Raw genomic sequence first — 20,994 nt, 5'->3', positions numbered from 1 at the left:
AGCCCCTGCTTCGAACCCACCTGACTGCTTGATCTGCTGGAGCCTGCGATTATAGGTTTCGGGCCTGCCCGCCCGCGTCGGCCCCTTCGAGTATCTCGGCGGCACGCCGGAACCGCAGCGTCTGCATCGCCCGCTCGAGGGCGCCGAAGCGCTGCTCGCCGAGATGGGCCCGCAGGGCCGGCGCGAGTTCGTCGAGGCGCGGCAGCGCCGAGGCGCTTCGCGCGCGCAGGGCGTCGATCAGCGTCGCCAGGTCTTGGGGACGCAGGATGGACACCACCGGCGGCACCGGCGCCGGGACCGGCGTCGGCGGCGCCGCATCCTCCGGCGGGCCCGCCAGCCCCCCCGCCCGCGCCCGCTCCACGCAGCGCCGCACCGTGCGCATCAGCACTTCGGCGTCGAAGGGCTTGCTGACGAAGTCGTTCATGCCGGCCTCGAAGGCCCGGAGGCGCTCGGCCACCAGCGCGCTGGCGGTCAGCGCGATCACCGGCAGCGCGACCAGGCCGAGTTCGCCGCGGATCAGCCGGGTCGCCTCGTTGCCGTCGAGCACCGGCATGTGCACGTCCATCAGCACCACGTCGAAGGCGGCGGGGTCCGCCCGCAGCTTCTCGACCGCTTCGCGGCCGTCCTTTGCCAGGCTGACCTCGGCGCCCGCGCGCACCAGGATGCTCTGGCAGACCAGCAGGTTGACCGGGCTGTCGTCCACCACCAGCACCCGGATCTCCGCCAGGTCGGGCTGCACGGGCGCCGCCGCCGCCGTGTCGTCGGCGATCTCCAGTGGCAGCACGACCCAGAAATCGCTGCCCTGGCCCGGCGTGCTCGCGACGCCGATCTCGCCGCCCATCAGTTCGACCAACTGCTTGACGATCGACAGCCCCAGCCCGGTGCCCCCGAAGCGGCGCGTGGTGGATGTGTCGGCCTGCGTGAAAGGCGCGAAGATGCGGTCCAGCACCTGCGCCTCGATGCCGATGCCGGTATCGATCACGGCAAAGCGCAGGCGCACCCGCCGGCCCTGCCGCTCCTCGAGCGTCACGCACAGACGCACCGCGCCCTCGGCCGTGAACTTGACCGCGTTGCTCATCAGGTTGACCAGGATCTGGCGCAGCCGCGTCTGGTCGCCGCGCAGCTGCGCCGGCAGGCCGTCCTCGCGCTCCAGCCGCAACGCGATGTCCTTGCCGCCGGCATTGACCGAGGCCATCGACATGACGCCGTCGAGCAGCTCCTGCAGCTTGAAGCCGGATTCGTCGAGCGCCATCTCGCCGGCCTCGATCTTCGAGATGTCGAGGACATCGTTGATGACGCCCAGCAGCGCGCTGCTGGCGGCGTCGATCTTCTGCAGGAAATCGCGCTGCGTGTCGTCCAGCCGGGTCTGCCGCAGCAGGTAGGCCAGGCCGATCACGGCGTTCAGCGGCGAGCGGATCTCGTGGCTCATGTTGGCCAGGAATTCGCTCTTGGCCCGGTTCGCCGACTCGGCCTGCGCGCTGCGTTCTTTGAGCGCCAGGTTCAGCACCTCGAGCTGCTCCTGCGCCCGCCGCATGTCGGTCACGTCCACCGCCACCGAGATGAAGCCCTGCACCACGCCGGCCTCGTCGCGATCGGGAATGTAGTGCAGCCAGTAGTGCGCGATCGAGCCGTCGGCCAGGGTGCGCGTGCGCATCACGCGCTGCTCCTCTCCGGCGAGCGCGGCGCGCATGTGGGGCTCGTTGATGCCGAACTGCTCGGGGCCGAGCAGCTCCAGCTGCGTGATGCCGGCCATCTGCTCGGCCGAGCGCCCCAGCCAGCGCTGGTAGGCGCTGTTGGCGAAGGTGCAGCGCATGTCGGTCGTCCAGTAAGCGACGATGCCCGGGATGTTGTCGGTCACGATGCGCATGAAGCGTTCGTTGCTGCGCAGCTTTTCTTCGGCCAGCTTGCGCTCCGAGAGGTCGGAGCCGATCGCGATGAAGCCGACCACCGCGTTGACGTCGTCGCGCAGCGGGCTCACGTTCAGGTGCACCGGCAGGCGGCTGCCGTCCTTGCGCACCCAGGTCCAGTCCCGGGGATGGGCGCCGAATCCGCCCTCGGCATGGGCGAAGACCTCGCCAATGCGCAGCGGCCGGTCGAGCCCGGCGGCGAGCGCCTCGGCGCGGGCACGGACTTCGGCCGGGTCGTGGAACCGGATCATCTCGAAGCGGTCGACCACCTCGCCCGCCGTGTAGCCCAGCAGGGCTTCGGCCGCGGGGTTGAACAGGGTCACCACGCCGTCAACGTCGGTCGCGATGATCGCGCTCGCGGCATCGGCCAGGATGGCACGCTCGCGCGTCGACAGGGCCACCAACTGCGCCGTGCGTTCGCTCACCTGCTGCTCGAGGGTCGCGTTGAGCTCGAGGATGCGCGCCTTGGTCGCTTTCTCGTGCGTGATGTCGCGCACGGTCTGGGCGGCGCCGATCACCCCGCCATCGGCCGATCGGATCGGCGCTGCCGCCACGGAAACCGCCACCGGCATCCCGTCGCGGTGCCGCCGGAACGTCTCGAACGCAGCCACCGATCGGCCTTCGGCGACGTGGCGCAGCAACGCTTCTTCTTCGTGCTGGTAGTCGGTCGGCATCAGCAGGGCGTGGGTCAGCCGCCCGATCGCCTCTTCGGCTGAGTAGCCGAAGATCTTCGCCGCGGCGTCGTTCCAGTCGGTGATCCGTCCGTCCAGGCCGCAGCCGATGATGGCGTCGTTGGAACTGGTCACGATGGCCGCCAGCCGCGAGCGCTGTTCGCTTTCTTGCAGCTTGCGGCGCTCGGTCAGCTGGCCGATGAAGGACAGCAGCGCCACCAGCAGGGCCACCGTCGCGACGATCAGGAACACCGGCCAGGGGCTGCGCAGGTTGAGTTGCTTCAGGAACTGCGGCTTGGCCACCACGTCCACTTTCCAGGTCCGACCGTAGAGCTCCAGCGCCAGCACGCTCCGGAGCTGGCCGGCCGAGGCCGGCTGCTGGGGCGAGACGAAGAAGAGATCGGGCTCGGCGCCGTCCGTCGCGTCGGACAGGCTGATCGCGAACTGCCCCCCCTCGAAGTCGAAATCCTTCAGCACCTCGGCGGGCACGACCGGCGTGTAGATCCAGCCGATGGTCTCCTCGGGCGTCCCCCGCGCCGGCAGCGACCGCCGATCGCGCTGCTGGAGCGCGTCGAGCGGCGCTTCGATCTCGTAGACCGGAAGCAGCAGCAGGACCGAGCGCGGCCCCGGCGAGGACTGCACCAGCGTGATCGGCGCCGTCATCGCGATCTCGCCGGACCGCATCGCGCGCTCGGCGGCCGCGCGGCGTCGCGGCTCGGAAGCGAGGTCGAGCCCGATCGCGGGAACGGCGGAATCGGAGGGCTCGAAGTACTGGATGACGAAGCGTTCGCCCGCGTTGGGTCCGATCTGGTGGATGTGGAAGTCGGGCTTGCCGTCGCGCCGGGCGGCGGCGACGAAGTCCGCCTCGTGTTCGACCGGCACGCGGCGCACGAAGCCGAATCCGCTGGAGCCGGGGAACTCGCGCTCGATGTCCTGCGACGCGCTGTACTGCGCAAAGCGAAGCCGCGTGATGCCGGCCTCGCCGCCGGCCGCGATCACGGCGCCGCGCGCGCCGCGCAAGCCGTATTCGAAGGCATGCATGCGGGCGGCCACCCGCTCTACCGCGCGCTGCGAGATGGCCTCGAAGCGCGTTTCGGCCAGCGACTTGTTGTAGCTGGCCTGCCAAAAAGCGGCGCCCGCGGCCACGCACAGCCCGACGGCGAGCCACGCCAGCGAGCGCAGCGACTCCCGCAGCGACATGGGCGGCGTCAACCTAGACCCGCAATAGCCGCTTGATCTTGATCGACAGGCGTTGCGGTGCGGTCCATCCGTTGGCCTTGTACATGCGGCGCGAGCGCCAGCGCTCGATGTCTTCGTCGGGCGAACCGGATCCCGCGTTGGCCCGGATGCAGCCGAGCAAGGCATAGGCGTAGTAGCCGATCAGGAGGTCGGGATGAAAATGCTGCTTCCAGGCTTCGTAGGCGCGGGCGCCCATCTCCTCGTGGCGGTCCGAATGCGCCTGGAGGATCGTTTCGAGCGAGCCCAGGTCGCGCTCCCTGACGCGCAGCGAGAACGTCTGCCAGTCGGGTCCCGCCGGCTCGACGAACTCGTCGGCGAGGATCACCGGCGCGACGCCCAGCGCCATGCTCTCGAAGATCCGCATCGACGCGGCCGCCCATCCGCCCGGGCACAGCGAGAACTGGCCGGCGCGCAGCAACTCGACGTAGCGCAGCTTTTCGTCGGCACCGTGGTTGAGCCAGCTTTCGGTCGATTCGATCTTCAAGCGGGTCGACGCGGCATAGAGATCGACCAGGCGGCCCCTCACCCGCCGGTTCGATTTGGGATTGCCGCGCCAGGTGCCCAGGAAGGCGGCCGGGCCGCGTGGGCTGCCCGCATGCGCGAGCACCTGCTCGTTGGGCTGCGCGAGGAACGGCGTCGCCGCATGCAGCGTCGGATCGAACCGGCTTCGCGGCAGGCAACTGTAGATGCCGCGCAGCAAACCCGCGGCGGCGTCGTCGCCGTTGACGCTGTAGACCTTGTGGGAGAAGCGGCCGACCACCGGATCGGCGATGAGCTTGTCGATGTAGCGCCACTCCCTGAAGGCCCACGGCTCGTGGATCACCAGGGCATCGGCCAGGACCGGGTCGTCTTCTTCGACGACGCCCGGGCGCTGCAGCAGCTCGGCCCTGAGGGATTCGATCAGCGATGTGTCGGTGCTGGCCAGGGGCGTTGAACTCGGCTTCAGAAATCGAAGTTTCATGGTATGGACCCATCGGGCTGTCAGCGGCACAGGAAGTGGCGCGGGTGAAGGAATTCCAATGCCGTTCCAGTGGCCGCGCAGCGCCCGGAGACTGGGAGACTGGGAGACTGGGAGACTGGGAGACTGGGAGACTGGAATGGCAAAGGCCGTTTACGCCCCCACCAGCGCCCCACAAAAAGGCGATATCCGGCGAGGCGCGCTCCAGGCAATGCTACATCGGCGCCGGTTGCCGGCTCGAGAGCCCGCCAGGGGCGCGAGGCGCGCGTGTAAGGACTCGCACGGAATCGCAGATCTCGGTTGACTAGTAAGCCATCTTTATTACAGAATCGTGACAACGTGTAATAGAGACAGAGGTGAGGATCAATGGGCACTGCTCCTGACGCGCGCGCGCACTCGGTCAGTCCCTGGTTCCTCGCCTGGCTGATGGTGGCCCCCTTGGCCCTCGTGCTGCTGGTTTCGAAGACCGGAAAGGTCTTCCTCGCGTTCTTCTACCTTGGAAACACACTGGACTCGTCGAGTCCGCTCGCCGTGCTCCGCTGGCTGTGGGGATTCACCTCCCTGCGTTTCGCCTTGGCGCTGCTGGCCGCCATCGTTGTGCAGCGATGGGTTTTCCCGCGCCGTCGCATCCTGATCGTGCCGATGGCGGCCGCGTTCATGGTGGCACTGGCACTGGCGAGCGTTCTTTTCAAGGGCTCCCAGACATTGATCCAGACCTTGTCGAATTGGACCATCATGGCAGTCGAACAGGGCTGGATGGTGATGGCATGTATCTGGAACGATGCGATCCTCGTCGCCATGCTGGTGCTGGTGGTCGGCGCATTTCTTCAAGTGAGGCCTGCGATGGCACCGGGCTGGCGTGTTCGAATCGTGCAGACGATCGTTGTCTTGCTTTGTGCGTTGGTGGGAATCGACTATGTGTACCAACTCGCCATGGGTCAGCCAACGAACACGAGAGTCCTGGTGTTTGCCGCGACCAACATCAAGGACATGGCGCCGCTGGTCAACGCCGAAGTCACGCCTTTCAGGGTCATCGCCGTCCTGGCACCCATCCTCGGGTCCGCGGTCTGGGCCTGGTACACGCGTCGACTGGCACTCCTTACCGTACGCCGAGGGTGGCATCCGGACGCCTCATTCTGCGTTTCGGGAATGATGGCCGCGGCCGTCTTCTTCCCCGGGCTGGACGTCGGATTTCTGGAAGCGGAACGCCACACGGAAGGGACCATTGCCGCACTCGTCAAGTCCATGAAGCCTTCACCTGCGGAGGAAATCCGCGCGCGCGCTCAAGAGGACTACGTGCAATCGGGCCAGGCGACGTGGAACAGTTCGAACATGCAACTGACGCCGACGAGCGTCGCTCGGAAAAGGAACGTGGTCATCGTGATGATGGAGTCGGTGCGCGCGGTTTCAACCACGATTCATTCGCCCGGCATTGCAACCACGCCGTTCTTGAAGCAGCTCGCCGACAAGGGAATGCAGGTCGAAGACATGAACGCGGTGATTCCGCGTACTGCCGCGGCATGGATGGCGGTGCTGACTGGCCAGTATCCCGTGACAAACGAAGGAATCGCCAAATGGGCTGAGGAGCGAACCAACGGTGCTCCCGTGATACGTGGCTTGCCCACGGCATTGCGCGAGCTTGGCTATGGAACGAGCTATTTTTCGCCGACGGTCAGAGAAATCTTCAACGACACCGAGCTGCTCCAGGCGCTGGGTTTCGATTCGATCGTCACCGGCAAGGACCTCATGCGACCCGGCATGAAGAACGCCAACTATTTCGGGCTGGCGGACGATGCCATGGTTGACCCCATCATGGAATGGACGAGGGCCCAGATGAAGGCAGGCCGACCGTTCATGACCACGATCATGACCAACGTCGGCCATCACGACTACACGACGCCGGATTCCTGGGAGAAGGTCAGGTTCGAGGGCGTGAACGATCCCGTGCTGACGTCGTACTACAACTGCCTGCTCTATATCGATGGAGTGATCGCCAGGCTCATGCAAGGCTACGAGGAACTTGGAGTTCTGGATGAAACGGTGTTCGTCTTCCTCGGTGACCACGGCCAGATCTTCGGTGAACACGGTCTCAAGCAGAGTTTCAATGCCATCTACCAAGAAGGAATTCACGTGCCGGCGGTTATTTACGCGCCCGGCCTGATCACGCCAAACCAAAGGATCAGCGGCAGCAGACAGCAGATTGATGTCCTGCCTACAGTCGTCGAACTGCTCGGCTATCGCATCGAGAACGCACGCCTGCCTGGCAAATCCTTGCTGTCACCGGCGGACCCGAATCGACGTCTCTATCTCAGCAGCAGCGTCGACTGGACGTTCTTGGGCGTGCGTCAGGGCCGACGGAAGTTCATCTACAGCTTCGATCGGAACCCGATGGAGGTCTATGACCTCGAGACCGATCCCACCGAGACCCATGCACTCCAGAATGTCGATCCTCGCGAATTGGCGAGCATCCGAAACGACTTGCTTGAATGGAAGGTGAATGCCGAGCTCGCCATGTATGGCGTGCCGGGTCACGCCAAATCGGAGCACGTTCGAGCGGGAGGGCCCTGAACAGAAAGGGCAATGGAGCGGGTGAAGGGAATCGAACCCTCGTATGAAGCTTGGGAAGCTGCCGTTCTACCATTGAACGACACCCGCAATGGTTCGTAGTTTACGGGATGGAGGTGCCGCGTCTCAACACGCCGCCTTCTCAAACCCCTCGACACACCGGAGCGCCAACAACATCAAGGTCATCGTAGGATTCGCACCGCCCCCAGTGGGCAGCACCGAGGTCGACAGCAGTTGCACGTTGGGCACCGCATGCACCCTCAGGTCGCGATCGACGACGCCTTCGCGTGCCGTGGCCCCCATGCGGGTGGAGCCCGTCGGGTGGTAGATGCCACCGCCTTTGGCAAGTTCCAATTCCGCTTCGCCGCTGGGCCTGCGCACCCATTGCGCCAGCTGCGCCAGGCCGGAGTCCCTCCACATCGTTTCGAAGGCATCAACCGCCTTGGTGAGGTTGGCCACGTCCTTTTCCGTCACCGACCATTCGACCTGCGCGCGCGGCACCCCGAAGGCGTCGCGTTGCGCGCCGGACAAGCTGATGCGGTTCTCGAAGTCCGACTCCTGCGCAATCACCATGTGCGCCACCAAGGAAGCCGCCGAGGGAAAGAGCAGGCGCTTTTCCACGATGCGCCACCAGACAGCACGTGACAGCCACGGCATGGCGAGCGCCAACCTTGCAAAGACGCTGGCTGGCGGCAAGCGCAGTCGCTGGACGTGCCTGAAGAATTCCCTCAGCGCGAAAAAGCCGCCGGACTGGTCGTCGCGAAAGGCGATGTGCGCAAAGCATGGCGGCAGCTCGGCCCTGGCCGGGCTCTGCTCGGCCAACTCAAAGCGCAGGTTGCGCATCGTGCCATTCTTCTCGAATCGAAAGCCCACGATCCGGTTCAAGGTGCGGCGCGCGATAGGCCTCAGTTCAGCGATCTCCACCGAGAGGTGGTCGCTGAAATAACGGCCCAGCGCAGGGCTTGCCTTTGAAATGATCTGTCCGTTCTGCTGATCGAGCAGCAAAGCCAGCCGCGTTGTCTCGATCGCTCCCGCAGCGATGATGAAGGAACCGGCTTCGACCGTGATGGCCGAGCCATCTTCCGCGCGGGCCCGAATGCTGTGAAGTCTTCCTTGCGCGACCGACATCTCCGTCACGGTCGCATGCAGCCAGATTTGCGGCCCCCGGTCGCTTTCGCATTCAGGCGCAAGCAGGTTGAAGACATTCCTTCTCTTGAACGCAGGCCACTTGGCCAGGCGAGGCACATGCGATGCGCCGATCTCGACCGGAAAGTCCGATGGCACATAAGGCCCGGCCTCCAGGCCAAAGAGAGCTTCGACCTTCTCGACGAATGGAGCGAGATCCTCCCATGTCATCGGCCAATCACCGTCCACCAGATCGGCGCCCAGGAAGGGGATCAGCGCACCGCCCCAGCGTGTCGAGGTTCCGCCGATGCATCGGAAGCGCCCATGGGCGGCCCCCGCGTAATGCGATCGCGTGTGGACGACCTCGTTCAAGGGATGCTCTTCCGCATCCTGGTGCATGCCACCGGACTCCAGGCAGATCACGGAAAACTTGCCGCTTCGAGCCAGCAGGACGCTCGCGACCAGCCCTGCCGTTCCCCCGCCCACGACGACGATGTCCGCCTTGCGGGCGACGGTTCCAGAGCCGACGAGGTCCGCGATCATGCCGCTGCGGGTTCGGGGAGGCTCGCATACTGGGCCATGCGCCCCGGCTTGGTGGTGCTGACAATGATGGCGCTGTGCGGACAACGCGCCATGGCTTTGGTCAGGATCTGCGTCACGGTCATGTCTCCCCCTTGTTTGAACGCGCCAGACACGTAGCCATAGGTGATCTGCAGGGGCTTCCCGTATTGCCTAAGGATGTCGGCTTCACGGCCGTCGAGGGTGTCGAGCACCTGCACGATGCGGCACAGCCCCGAGCGCGCCTGCAAAAAGGGCCGGAGCAAGTCGGCCGTCAATGCAAGGCCGAAATGGCGCACCTTTCCGGCCCGCACGCAGGCCTCGAGCCAGCGCAGCCATTCGTCTGCATGGACGAGTTCGAATGGCGGATCATGCAAAAGATAGAAGTCGACCGTGTCACGGCCGGTTCGGCGCAGGCTGCCCTCCAGGGCCGCCTGGGCGCGGCGAACGGAAAAATCGACGGCAGGCCGCGAGATGGCGGGCGCCAATCGCCCGACGGCCTTCCGCCCAAAAATGGCCCAGGAGGGCTGGTTCTCGCCGCCGGGTGAATAAAGGCCGACCTTGGTCGTGAAACTGACGCCTGGATGCGCCTTGAGCACGGGCGCCAAATCCTGCTCGGCCATGCCGAAGCCGTAGTACGGCGCGGTGTCGAAATGGGTGAATCCGGTGGCCACCGCCGATTCCAGGACGTAGCGGCGCCGACGCCCATTGCCGGCATTGAACAGGCTCGCTGTGCCGAAGATGAATCGCGAAATGCGAATGTCGGACATGGGAACGGACACCTGTCTCAAGCTCTACCCTCGGGTCGTCAACGCGGCTCGCTCGCCAGCGTACTGTCATGTGTGCACCGCGCTCGGGGGCGAAGGCATGGATGCCCATCGTCCGTCTCTCAGAGCGCGACAAGAAACATTTAGTTGTTGTTTGTAGCAGATAACAAGGCCGATGCAACCTTCATGCATCCCGAAGAATGCTGCGATGTGTCGAGGGCTTGAGAAGCCGGCGCGATGAGACGCGGCACCTCCATCCCGTAAACTACGCACCATTGCGGGTGTAGTTCAATGGTAGAACGGCAGCTTCCCAAGCTTCATACGAGGGTTCGATTCCCTTCACCCGCTCCAGCTTCAAACGTTGCACCAGACTGATGCCTCCACGCGTCTCTTGGTGTGATCGAAGATGCTGAACGGGTTGCAGCCGGCCGCCCACCGATGGCATCGATCAAGATCAAGGTTTGCGGCACAGACGCCTCGCCACGGGTCGCGCGGGCATCCAAGCTGCCGTTCTGCTATTGAACTGCATCCGCATTCTGTCCACCGCCCGGGACGGCGATCGAGCGCGCTCCGCCAACATGCCTCGAGCACCTGTGCCGGCAGTGCGGCGTCAGGCGCAGATCAGGACGCCCGCTCGACAATCGCCGCAATGGACGATGCACCCACCCGGGCTCGCGGCGGTCGAGCCGTGTGGGCAGCCCGCCCGGAACTCGCTCGATTCGCGGGGGTCTATCAGGTCATCGGCATCGATCTGGAAGGGCCGGGCGGGCTCGATGCTGACGGACGAGGTCTTGGACGTTCAAACGGAGACTGTCATGGTGCCTTCCATTCCGATGCCCGACATGTTCACCAGGATGTCCTCCAGGGAGCGCTTCAAGAGTTCGCTGCGCTGGACCAAGGAATCCGTCGAGTCGCTGGGCCTGTGGCTGCTCGGTCGAAGGTCGCGGTTCTATGTCCTGACGCCGCCGTTCATGACCCGGCAGGTCATCTACGATCGAAAGCAGCGCAAGCTCGTGCACGTGCGAATCCGCGACACGGTCGACTGGCACGTCATCCAGCAGATCTTCTCGGGCAACGACTATGGCTTCGAGGCCCTTGCGAGGTGCGAGGAACTCGAAGCGCACTATCGGAACCTGGTGGCATCGAACAAGGTCCCGCTCATCCTGGACTGCGGGGCGAACAGCGGGATGGCGACCCGCTTCTTCAAGGAAACCTATCCCTGCGCCCGGGTGGTCGCCGTGGAGCCGGACGAAGACAACCTGAAGCTCGCGAAGGCGAACAATTCCGGCGAGGGCATCGAATTTCTGCTCGCGGGCATCGGCAGCACCGACTCCCGAGGCAAGCTCATCGACGAAGGCAAGGGCAACTGGGCCTACCGGATTTCGACCGATCCTGACGGGCCGGTCGAGATCGTTTCGGTCAACACGGTTCTGGCCCGGAACGGCGCGTCCAGCGTGCCGTTCATCGTGAAGATCGACATCGAAGGGTTCGAGAGCGACCTCTTTTCGAAGCACACCGAGTGGATCGACCGATTCCCGGTCCTGATCATCGAGTTGCACGACTGGATGCTGCCCAGGACCGCCAATTCACGCAACTTCCTGCAGCAGATATCCCGGCTCGACCGCGACTTCGTCTACCGCGGCGAGAACGTGTTCAGCATTTCGAATGCTGCCCTGTCGTCCCCGCCCCATTGACCGACCGACGTACGCCGTCCAGCTTCTTGCCCAGGGAATCTGACGAGACGCCCTCCTCTCGAACTCAAGGACGGCCTGCATGGAATGCGACGGTACGCGAAGCCGAGCCGGAGCGATGCATGAGGGCGTCCGCCCGGCCGCGGCCAGATGCCGTGACGACCGCCCCAGCGGCAGCGAACGCGTTTCACTCGCCGAATTCGCTCAAAAGCCCTTGCATCTCGTCGTCGAAGCCGGGCACGGGCTGCGCCTTGGCCAGGGCCATCCAGACCGCGAACGGGATTCTCGGCAGCGGGCGGTGCACCGCCGAGCGCGCGACGACCAGCCGCCCCTGCTGCGCGATCAGCACGCCGCATTCGGCGGGGATTTCGTCCGGCTCGCCGATCGGACGCCCCTTGGCGTCGCAGCCCAGCACGTACCAGCACTCGCCGCCGAGGTCCAGGTAGGCGGCGCGCTTGTCGGGCTTGCGAAGGTCGCTCAGCAGGTCGGCCCGGTTGACCTTGACCTCATGCACGATCGGCTGTGCGTAAGCCTCGACGCTGGTGTTGCGGATCGAGAAGACATCGGGCCGGGCGATGGACCAGCGTGGCTTGTCGCCCTCGGCCGCACCGGCCAGGCGAGCCCGCAGGCTCAAGCCGCGCCAGGCCAGGCGCCCGGCGCGCGTCATCTCGCGCGCGACCTGCTCGACCAGCGCTTCGTGCCGCGACAGCGCGGCCCGGTTGACCACGCCCGTGCGCGCCAGATGGGCGATGCCCGCATCGGTCAGGCGCAGGGTCTCGTGGCCCTGGGCCGAACGCACGCGCGCCAGCAAGCCCGCGGCGAGCAGGTCGACCTCGATCGCGTCGCAGCAGGGCCAGCCGGCCGAGCGATGGACCTCGCGCAGCCGCCGCGCATGCAGCCGGCCGAGCGCCGACGCGCCCGGCGGCGGATCGACGACCGGTGGTGGCGCACCCGGCTCGACCTGCGGCGGCTCGACCGCCGGCGGGTCGCCCGCCGGAGCGGGCGGCGGGAGGGTCGGCGGCGGCACCGGCAGGTCGGGCGCCGGGGGCGGTGGCCCGATCGGCGCGCCGGCACGGGTGTGCAAGGCGATTGCGTTCATCGCGACAGGTTAGCGAAAACTCGAACGATCGGATGCCGGTCGACAACCCGGCTGCGCTCCACGGCTTCTAGAACCAGCCGAGCGCGGCCGCCGCCATGAAGGCGCCGCCGACCGCCACGCTGAGCCAGTGCGCCACATCGGCGACGGCGTCCCAGCCGCGGTAGCGGTCTTCGGCCGCGCGGGCGAAGAATTCGGCGATCGGATCGGCGCGAGCGGCGCGGTGCGCCATCGCAGGCGCCGGCACCGCCGCCTGCCTCGCTTCGGCGGCTCGCGTCGCGGGTCCGTGCGCGCCCGGCACGGTCGTCGCACCGCTGTTAGCACCTTGAAAATTCAGCACCATGATCGCACCTCGTCGTGCGTCGATGCTAGACCTGCAGACGCCTTCTCCCCGATGAAATCGAGTGCGGGCATTGATGCGCAACGGACATGAGTGCGCCTGCCCATCCGGGCAGTTACCGCGGGCCTTGTGGCTTCCCACAATGAAGCCATCTAAGGAGCTCCCATGTCCATCGACCCTTCTTCCCCCGCCCTGCTCGAACAGTTGTCGACCGCCATGGCCGGCGCCGTGGCCCAGGCCTCGCGCAGCGTGGTCGCGGTGCAGTCCGTGCCACCGGGGCGAGTGCGCGCCAGCGGATTCGCCTGGCGCGACGGGCTGATCGTGACCTGCGAGGAAGCCATTCCCGACGAGGTGGAACTGGTCGTCGGCCTGCCCGATGGCAGCCACGCGGCCGCGACGCTGGTCGGCCGCGATCCTGCCACGGACATCGCGCTGCTGCGCATCGCAGGCGCCTCGCCCACCCCCGTCGCCTTTGATGCACCGCCGGTGCAAAGCGGCGTCATCGCGCTCGGCGTCGGCGCCGCCGACGGCGCCCCGGTCGCGGCCGCCGGCATCGTGGCGCTGGCCGGACCGGCCTGGCGCAGCCTGCGCGGCGGCGACATCGACGCCCGGATCGAACTCGACCTGCGACTGCGGCGCAGCGCCGAAGGCGGCCTGGCGCTGGATGCGCGCGGCCGGGCCATCGGCATGACGGTGTTCGGTCCGCGCCGCCGCGTGCTGGTGATCCCGGGCCCGACGATCGAGCGCGTGGCCGGCCTGCTGGCGGCCCACGGCCGGGTGCCGCGCGGCTACCTCGGCCTGGCGCTGCAAGCGGTGAAGGTCGAACCGACGGGCTTCGGCGCCATGGTGATGGGCGTGGCCGCCGACGGCCCCGGCGCCGCCGCCGGCCTGCACCAGGGGGATCTGCTGCTGGCCTGGAACGGCGAACCGGTGCACAGCGTGCGCCGGCTGCTGCGCGCGCTCGGGCCGGCCAGCGTCGGCAGCGTGGCCCGGCTGTCGCTGAAGCGCGGCGGCGAGCCGCTCGAAGCGCAGCTCATCGTGGGCGAAAGGCCGGCCGATTGAGCATGACGACCGCGCAGGACCCGATCGTGATCGCGCTCGACATCGCCGACCCGCGATTGTCGGAGCGTCTGCTCGCGCTGTTGGCGCCCCTGCCTGAACTGCGGCTGGCGCGGCCCGGCGAGCCGGCCGACCTGCTGCTCACGGCGGCCGGCGCGCAGCCCGCGCCCGAGCCCGACACGGCCCTGACCCGGCGCGAACTCGAGGTGCTGGACCTGCTGGCCGAGGGCGCCTCGAACAAGGGCATCGCGCGCCGGCTTGGCATCTCGGTCCACACCGCCAAGTTCCACGTCGGCTCGCTGCTCGACAAGCTCGACGCCACCGGCCGCACCGACGCCGTGGCCCAGGCCGTGCGCCAGGGCGTCATCCATCTTTGAGGATTCCCATGTTCGACGAACGCCCCGCCACCGATGCCCCCGACGAGAGCGGCCTGCCCGAGGCGCCGCAGGAGGCGCTGCTCGACGCCTACTCGCGTGCGGTAGCCGGCGTGGCCGACAGCGTCGGTCCCGCGGTGGTGCGGGTGCAGAGCGGCCCGACTGGACGGCGCGCCGGACTGGGCTCGGGCGTGGTCATCGCGGGCGATGGACTGGTGCTCACCAACAGCCATGTGGTGGCCGGCGCCCGGCGCGTGCGCGTCGGCCTGGCGGAGGGCGGCGACAGCGAGGCCGAGGTGCTGGGCGACGATCCGGCCACCGACCTGGCGCTGCTGCGGGTCGCGCTTCCGCGCGGTACGTCGGCCGCGTCGCTGGGCGATTCGAAGCGGCTGCAGCGCGGCCACCTGGTGGTGGCGATCGGCAATCCGCTGGGTTTCGAATCGACCATCACGGCCGGCATCGTGTCGGCGCTCGGTCGTTCGCTGCGCTCGCAGAGCGGGCACCTGATCGACGACGTGATCCAGACCGACGTGGCGCTCAATCCCGGTAACTCCGGCGGCGCGCTGGTGGCCGCGTCCGGGCAGGTGGTGGGCATCAACACCGCCATGATCGCCGGCGCCCAGGGGCTAGCCTTCGCGGTATCCAGCAACACCGCTCGCTTCGTGATCGGGGAGTTCATCGCCCATGGCCGGGTGCGGCGCGCGCACCTGGGCATCGCGGCGCAGACGGTGCCGCTGCCGCGCCGCGTGGCGCGCCTGATCCAGGCCGGCGCCCACGCGGTGCGGATCGGCGAGCTGCAGCCCGGCGGCGCCGCCGAGCGGGCCGGCCTGCGGCTGGGCGACCTGCTGGTGGCGCTGGACGGCGTGACGATCGCGGGCGCCGACGACCTGCTGCGCCTGCTCGGCGCCGACCGGATCGGGCGCCCGGTCGAGGTGTCGCTGCTGCGCGAGGGCCGCCTGATGACCCGCACGGTCACGGCGCAGGAGCGCACGCAACCGGCGGCCTGAGGGCGGCCTGGCCGGCCTAGTGGAAGTCGCGGCTCCTGTTGCTGTCCGCGAGCCGCCCGAGCAGCGGCGTGAGGTCCTTGAAGCCGGTCGCCACCAGGTGGCGCACCTCGCCGCCGCTGTCGACGTCGCGCTGCCAGGTGCCCTGCACCGCCAGCAACTGCGACTTGAGCAGCGGCTCGCGCCAGGCCTCGACCACGTGGCTCCAGACGATCACGTTGACGTTGCCGGTCTCGTCCTCGAGCGTGACGAAGATCGTGCCGTTGGCGGTCTGCGGACGCTGGCGGCCCTTGACGATGCCGCAGGCCCGTACGGTCTGGCCGCTGGGCAGCGGGCGCAGCTGCTCGGAGCTCATGAGCCGCATCCGCGCCAGCCGCGAACGCAGCAGCGCCAGCGGATGGCGGCGCAGCGTGAGGCCGAGCGAGGCGTAGTCGCCGACGATCTCCTCGCCCTCGGGCGCGGCCGGCAATCGCAAGGCCGGCTCGTCGATCGGCACGCCCTTGAGCAGGGCCGGCGCACGCCGCTGCGCGGTGGCATCCCACACCTGCTGCCGGCGATGGCCCGAGAGCGACATCAGGGCATCGGCCGCGGCCAGCGCCGCCATGTCCCGGGCATCGAGCTCGGCGCGCAGCGCCAGGTCTTCGGTGCTGGTGAAGGCCGCCTGGGCGCGTGCCGCCAGCAGTCGCTTCGCACCCGCCTCGCTGAGGCTGGCCACGCGCTTCAGGCCCAGTCGAACGGCCGGCTGGTTGTCGTTGCCCAGGCGCTCGGCATGGCGCGCATCGGTGCCGGGCGGCATGCGCGGCGCATCGGGGGCGCGCGCCTCGAGCGTACTGTCCATGTCGCTGGCCGTGACGTCGACCGGCCGCACCTCGACGCCATGGCGCCGCGCATCCTGCACCAGCTGCGACGGGCTGTAGAAGCCCATCGGCTGGGCATCGAGCAGCGCGGCCAGGAAGCAGGCGGGTTCGTGGCGCTTGAGCCAGGCGCTGACGCAGACCAGCAGCGCGAAGCTGGCCGCATGGCTCTCGGGGAAGCCGTAGTCGCCGAAGCCGAGGATCTGCTTGAAGATCGCCTCCGCGAAGCTGCGCTGGTAGCCGCGTCCGACCATGCCCTCGACGAGCTTGTCGTGGAACTTGCCGAGGCCGCCCTTGCGCTTCCACGCCGCCATCGCGCGGCGCAGCTGGTCGGCCTCGTCGGCCGTGAACTCGGCCGCGATCATCGCGATCTGCATCACCTGCTCCTGGAAGATCGGCACCCCCAGCGTGCGCTCCAGGGCAGGCCGCAACTCTTCCTTCTCGTAGTGGATGGCCAGCCCCTTACTCACCCGCTCGCGCTGCTTCAGGTAGGGGTGCACCATGCCGCCTTGTATCGGCCCGGGCCGCACGATCGCGACCTCGATCACCAGGTCTTCGTAGGTGCGCGGCTTCAGGCGCGGCAGCATCGACATCTGGGCCCGGCTCTCGATCTGGAACACGCCGACGGTGTCGGCGTCGCAGACCATGTCGAACACCTTCGGATCGTCGTTCGGCACCTGGTGCATCTCGATCGTGCTGCCGCGCCAGCGGTTCATGAGCTCGAGCCCGCGGCGGATGGCGCTCAGCATGCCGAGCGCGAGCACATCGACCTTGAGCATGCCGATGGCCTCGAGGTCGTCCTTCTCCCACTGGATCACCGAGCGGTCTTTCATCGAGGCTTTCTCGACCGGCACCAGGCGCGTGAGCCGGGTGTGGGTCAGCACGAAACCGCCCACATGCTGGCTCAAGTGGCGCGGGAAGCCCTTGAGGCTGACGGTGAGATCGATCCACTGCTGCAGCCTGAGCGCGTCTTCCTGGACACAAGCGCGCTCGGCCGCCGCCTGCAGCTGCTCGCCGAGCACGGTCTCGTCGAACCAGTAGTGGTCCTTGGCGAATTCGTCGACCAGCCGGGCGTCGATGCCGAGCGCCTTGCCGACGTCGCGCAGTGCGCTGCGGGAGCGATAGCAGATCACGACCGCGGCGATGGCGGCCCGGTCACGGCCGTACTTGTCGTAGATGTACTGGATGACCACTTCGCGCCGCTGGTGCTCGAAGTCGACGTCGATGTCGGGCGGCTCGAGGCGATGGCGGCTCAGGAAGCGCTCGAACAGCAGCGTGCCTTTTTCGGGCGGGATTGCGGTGATGCCCAGGCAATAGCAGACCGCCGAGTTGGCCGAGGAGCCGCGGCCCTGGCACAGGATGTTCTGCGAGCGCGCGAAGCGCACGATGTCCTCGACCGTGAGGAAGAACATCTCGTAGCCGAGCTCGTGGATCAGCGCGAGCTCGCGCTGGACCTGCCGGCACACGCGCTCGGGAATGCCCGAGGCGAAGCTCTCGATCGGGTACCTGGCGAGCGCCCCTTCCCAGGTCTTGCGTGCCAGCGTCTGCGTCGGGGTCTCGTCGATGCCGACGCTTTCGAGCGGGTACTTGTAGTTCTCGCGGATCACCTTGGGGTCGAAGCGGCAGCTATCGGCCACGACGAGGGTGTTGGCGAGCATCTCGGCCATGTAGAGCCCGGCCAGCCGCACCCGCGGGCGCAGATAGCGTTCGGCATTGGACTGCAGTGCGAAGCCGCATTCGGCCACGGTCCGGCCTTCGCGCACCGCGGTCAGCACGTCGTGCAGCGGCTTGCGCGCACGCGAATGCATGCGGACGTCGCCGGCCGCCACCAGAGGCACGCCGGCGCGCTGGCCGGCCTCGAAAAGCGCGACGAACCAGAGATCGTCATCGAGTTCGTTGAGCATCTCCAGGGCCAGCCAGAGACTGTCGCCGAACAGCACCCGGGCGGCCGTCAGGTCGTCGTGCAGCGCGTCGGCATCGATGGCCTCGCCGGGCTTGCGATCGGGCACGAAGAGAATCTGGCAGTGCTGCAGCGAGGCCACCTCGCTGCCCTCCCAGCTCACGCGGTACTCGCCCTTCGGCAGCTCGGTGTTGCGCGCCGCCGTGATGAACTCGCAGAGGTTGCCCCAGCCCTCGGTGTCGTTGGCGATCACCACCAGCCGGAAGCGCTCGAAGCGGAACTCGCTGCCGAACAGCAGCCGGAAATCCGGGTTGCGCGGGATCGGCGGCTCTTCGGGATGTTCGCGCTCGTAGGCATCGAGCTTGGCCGGCAGTTCGCGCAGGCCGACATGGGCGCGCACCACGCCGGCGACCGAGCATTCGTCGGTGATCGCGAGCGCCGCATAGCCGAGGTGATAGGCGCGTTCCACCAGTTCCTCGGGCGTGGAGGCGCCGCGCTGGAAGCTGAAGTTCGTGAGGCAGTGCAGCTCGGCATAGCCCGGCAGGCCCGGCGCGGGCTTGTGCCGCTGCGGCAGCGGGTGCACGTCGCCGAGCATGAGCGAGCGCGTTTTCTTGTCGCTGAGTTCAGGCATAGAGGCCTTGCAGGTACCAGCGCACCTCGCCCTCCGAAAAGCAGGCGGTCGGACGCTCGCGGAAGATCCAGACCAGGCCGGCCCCGGGGCTCTCGGCGACGTAATAGTCGCGCACCGCGGGATGGCCACCCTCCCCCACGCCGCCCCACCAGCCGGCCTCGACCCGCTGGGGACCGATCAGCTTGCGCAGCGGTCCGCGCCAGCACGGACGCTCGCCGTCCATCTCGAGGAGCAGGGGTTCGGGCAGCAGCCATGCCGGGTAGATCGCATCGGCCGGAGACGGCGCTGGCGCCGCCACTGCCTTGCCCGCCGTGCGCAGCGCCGGCTGCCAGGACTGCCGGCGCTCGGGGCGGTGATCGGCCTGGGCCACCGCCCGCAGCACCTGCTGCGGGCCGAGCCGCGCGCTGAGCCGTTCGACCAGTTCGTGCAGCTTGTCGCCCTTGCGGTTGTCCTCGGGCAGGAAGCTGGTGCTGGCGCCGGCCCAGGGCGTGGTGTCGAGCGTGCGCAGGCGCAGCCAGCTCGCCGGTGCGGCCAGCGTGGTAAGCGCGAGTTTCTCGGCCATCAGGCGGCGCAGGTGCGCCATGTCCTGGGTCGGCTCGGCCGTGCGAACCACGATCTGCTGGTGCGGCGGCAGGTCGACGCCGTTGAAGCGCTTGAGGTCGAGCGTCCATTGCAGTTCGAGCGACACCGCGCCGCGCTGCCGGGCGCGCAGCCAGATCGACAGCGCCGCGAGCAGGCGGTTGGCCGACCACATGAGCTCGCTGGCGCCCTCGGCCAGCGCGGGCAGTTCGAGCTTCTGCTCGAACACGTCGGGCAGCGTGAGCCAGCGATGGCTTTCGGGACCCAGGCCCCAGGCTGCATCGAGCGCCGCGCGCAGTTCCTTGCCGAAGCGGCGCGTGAGGCCGCCGCGCGGCAGCGCCGCCACCTCGCCCCAGGTGCGGCAGCCCAGGTGCGCCAGCACGTCGAGGTGCGCGTGCGCGGCGCTCAGCGTGTCGAGCGGCAGGTCCGCGGGCAGATCGGCCGGCGGCTGCTGGCCGCGCGCGAACATGCGCAGCCGGGCCAGCGCCACCAGGCTGGTCGCGCCCTGGGCCTGCTGCACGCGCACCGGTGCCGCGGGGTTGAGGCTGGCGATCTGCCGCATCAGGCCCAGCCGCCCGCCCCACAGGCGCTCGCAAGCCGACACCTCGAGCAGCAGGGCTTCGTCGACCCAGGCGACGCGCGGGGTGAACTGCAGGGCCCACCAGCCGAGTGCTTCGTGGGATGGAAGCTGTACTTCTTCAGGCTGCCAACGCAATGCGATCCAGTGCATGTCGTTTTCCTGAAAAGATATCGAGGCGCACCACCGTCGCACCTTCGCCGGGCTGCCCCACGCCTTCTTGCTGCCGCAGCAGCTTGCGCCGCAACTGGCTCGCGGCCAGCAGCGCCGTCATGCGCCGGCTGCGCGCCGGCAGTTGGATCGGCGAAGCCAGCGGCGGACCGCGGCGCTTGAGGATGTGGACATCGATCTGCGTCCGGTCGTCCTCGCAGGCCATCAGTTGCAGCCGCAGGCGCGCCGGCGAGGTCGACGCCGCCGCGTTCGCGGGCCGGAACACGAACAGCAGCGACTCGTGCTGCGCCGCCGCCAGCTGCAGCCGCCGCAATTCGCCCACCCTCGCCTGCGGCAGCCAGGCCAGCACGGCGGCCACGTCGGCGCAGCGCAGCGCCTGTTCGCAGGCCCAGAGCCGGGCGGCGGGCGCCTCGCTGCGGATCCACAGCAGCGATTCGATCGGCAGTCCACCGGCTGCCAGCGACGGCCCGAAAGGCTCGTACGGCGCGCCGATCAGAGCGACCGGGCCGGCGCCGCCCTGCACCGCCTGCGACAGGGCGGGCAGCAGCAGTTGCCAGGCATGGGCTTCGGGCGCCGGCTGCAGCAGCTCGGTCATGGCGCCGACCGGCCAGCCGCCCCCCGGCAGCTGCGCGTCGAGGGCGGCGTGGCCGGTGCCGATGACCTGCGCATCGGCCAGGCCCAGCTCGTCCGCGCGCCAGACCTTGAGGCGCGCGGAGGAGGAGAAGGGGTCGAGGGAAGGAAGGCCCATGATGGATCGGATAACTGTATTTTTATACAGCATTCTTGTGGGCAGCCAGCATTTTTATTTCCCTCCGACATGACCGCAGGGACATTGGCCTGCAGCGCAGCCATTAACCAACTTGCCAAAATAAACCAACAGGGTTAATCTCGCCGTGGAAAAGAAATCGCCCCATAGCAAACTGTCGGT

The 20,994-nt window shown here is 67.9% G+C and carries 14 protein-coding genes and 2 tRNA genes; 6 read left to right on the top strand and 10 right to left on the bottom strand.

Translation table 11 applies throughout. The features are described 5' to 3' along the window. Nucleotides 1-49: 49 nt before the first annotated feature. Together QZH52_RS15735 and QZH52_RS15730 are read right to left on the bottom strand one after the other, a co-directional pair. Nucleotides 50-3,778, bottom strand: coding sequence for a CHASE domain-containing hybrid sensor histidine kinase/response regulator (locus tag QZH52_RS15735; RefSeq protein WP_301810694.1), 3,729 nt, complete (start codon nt 3,776-3,778; stop codon nt 50-52). A gap of 13 nt (nt 3,779-3,791) precedes the next feature. Next, the gene (locus QZH52_RS15730) at nt 3,792-4,778 is read right to left on the bottom strand and encodes an exostosin domain-containing protein (protein ID WP_301810693.1); all 987 of its coding nucleotides are present in this window, start codon (nt 4,776-4,778) and stop codon (nt 3,792-3,794) included. A gap of 363 nt (nt 4,779-5,141) precedes the next feature. Here QZH52_RS15730 and QZH52_RS15725 point away from each other — a divergent pair, with 363 nt between their 5' ends. Then, on the top strand, nt 5,142-7,343 hold the full coding sequence (locus tag QZH52_RS15725; RefSeq protein WP_301810691.1) for a sulfatase-like hydrolase/transferase: 2,202 nt from the start codon (nt 5,142-5,144) through the stop codon (nt 7,341-7,343). 13 nt (nt 7,344-7,356) lie between these two features. On the opposite strand, the gene QZH52_RS15720 is transcribed toward QZH52_RS15725, so the two are convergent. The 3 genes from QZH52_RS15720 to QZH52_RS15710 form a co-directional block, all read right to left on the bottom strand. Further along, nucleotides 7,357-7,430 (bottom strand) — tRNA-Gly (locus QZH52_RS15720). A 36-nt stretch (nt 7,431-7,466) separates the two neighbouring features. After that, nucleotides 7,467-9,008: a GMC oxidoreductase gene (locus QZH52_RS15715; protein WP_301810689.1), complete on the bottom strand. Its 1,542-nt coding sequence runs from the start codon at nt 9,006-9,008 to the stop codon at nt 7,467-7,469. Further along, nucleotides 9,005-9,793 (bottom strand): aldo/keto reductase, encoded by a 789-nt coding sequence (locus tag QZH52_RS15710; protein WP_301810687.1) that lies wholly within the window; start codon nt 9,791-9,793, stop codon nt 9,005-9,007. Before QZH52_RS15710 ends, QZH52_RS15715 begins: the two co-directional genes overlap by 4 nt. Nucleotides 9,794-10,067: 274 nt before the next feature. On the opposite strand from QZH52_RS15710, the gene QZH52_RS15705 reads away from it, so the two are divergent. Further along, a tRNA-Gly gene (locus tag QZH52_RS15705) sits at nt 10,068-10,141 on the top strand. Between the two features lie 464 nt (nt 10,142-10,605). Further along, the gene (locus QZH52_RS15700; RefSeq protein WP_301810686.1) at nt 10,606-11,484 is read left to right on the top strand and encodes an FkbM family methyltransferase; all 879 of its coding nucleotides are present in this window, start codon (nt 10,606-10,608) and stop codon (nt 11,482-11,484) included. A 184-nt stretch (nt 11,485-11,668) separates the two neighbouring features. Here QZH52_RS15700 and QZH52_RS15695 read toward each other — a convergent pair whose 3' ends face one another. Together QZH52_RS15695 and QZH52_RS15690 are read right to left on the bottom strand one after the other, a co-directional pair. After that, a complete protein-coding gene (locus QZH52_RS15695) occupies nt 11,669-12,580 on the bottom strand; it encodes a hypothetical protein (protein WP_301810684.1) in 912 nt (303 codons plus the stop codon). Nucleotides 12,581-12,647: 67 nt separating this feature from the next. After that, nucleotides 12,648-12,920 carry a hypothetical protein gene (locus tag QZH52_RS15690; protein ID WP_301810682.1) on the bottom strand — a complete coding sequence of 91 codons (273 nt, stop codon included), beginning with the start codon at nt 12,918-12,920 and terminating at the stop codon, nt 12,648-12,650. Nucleotides 12,921-13,082: 162 nt separating this feature from the next. Between QZH52_RS15690 and QZH52_RS15685 the strand changes: the two genes are divergently transcribed. From QZH52_RS15685 to QZH52_RS15675, 3 genes are read left to right on the top strand one after another with little or no spacing between them, the layout of a single operon-like run. Next, nucleotides 13,083-13,979 (top strand): S1C family serine protease, encoded by an 897-nt coding sequence (locus QZH52_RS15685; protein WP_301810680.1) that lies wholly within the window; start codon nt 13,083-13,085, stop codon nt 13,977-13,979. 2 nt (nt 13,980-13,981) lie between these two features. Continuing rightward, nucleotides 13,982-14,353: a response regulator transcription factor gene (locus tag QZH52_RS15680; protein WP_301810679.1), complete on the top strand. Its 372-nt coding sequence runs from the start codon at nt 13,982-13,984 to the stop codon at nt 14,351-14,353. A gap of 8 nt (nt 14,354-14,361) precedes the next feature. Then, entirely contained in the window at nt 14,362-15,357 is a 996-nt protein-coding gene (locus QZH52_RS15675; RefSeq protein ID WP_301810678.1) for a S1C family serine protease, read from the top strand. 16 nt (nt 15,358-15,373) lie between these two features. Here the strand turns inward: QZH52_RS15675 and QZH52_RS15670 are convergent, their stop codons facing one another. Genes QZH52_RS15670 through imuA form a run of 3 tightly spaced genes read right to left on the bottom strand, consistent with a single transcriptional unit; the run spans nt 15,374 to nt 20,814 of the window. Next, on the bottom strand, nt 15,374-18,739 hold the full coding sequence (locus tag QZH52_RS15670) for an error-prone DNA polymerase (protein ID WP_301810676.1): 3,366 nt from the start codon (nt 18,737-18,739) through the stop codon (nt 15,374-15,376). Beyond that, complete coding sequence (locus QZH52_RS15665) at nt 18,732-20,048, bottom strand: Y-family DNA polymerase (protein WP_301810674.1); 1,317 nt, start codon at nt 20,046-20,048, stop codon at nt 18,732-18,734. The genes QZH52_RS15670 and QZH52_RS15665 overlap by 8 nt, the downstream gene beginning before the upstream one ends. Next, a complete protein-coding gene (gene imuA, locus QZH52_RS15660; protein WP_301810673.1) occupies nt 20,017-20,814 on the bottom strand; it encodes a translesion DNA synthesis-associated protein ImuA in 798 nt (265 codons plus the stop codon). Before imuA ends, QZH52_RS15665 begins: the two co-directional genes overlap by 32 nt. Nucleotides 20,815-20,994: the final 180 nt, after the last annotated feature.

The sequence above is a fragment of the Variovorax ginsengisoli genome (genome assembly GCF_030486595.1).
Taxonomy (GTDB): domain Bacteria; phylum Pseudomonadota; class Gammaproteobacteria; order Burkholderiales; family Burkholderiaceae_C; genus Variovorax; species Variovorax ginsengisoli_B.
The sequence above is the reverse complement of the archived record's forward strand: the minus strand, read 5'-3'. Positions and strand labels throughout refer to the sequence as shown.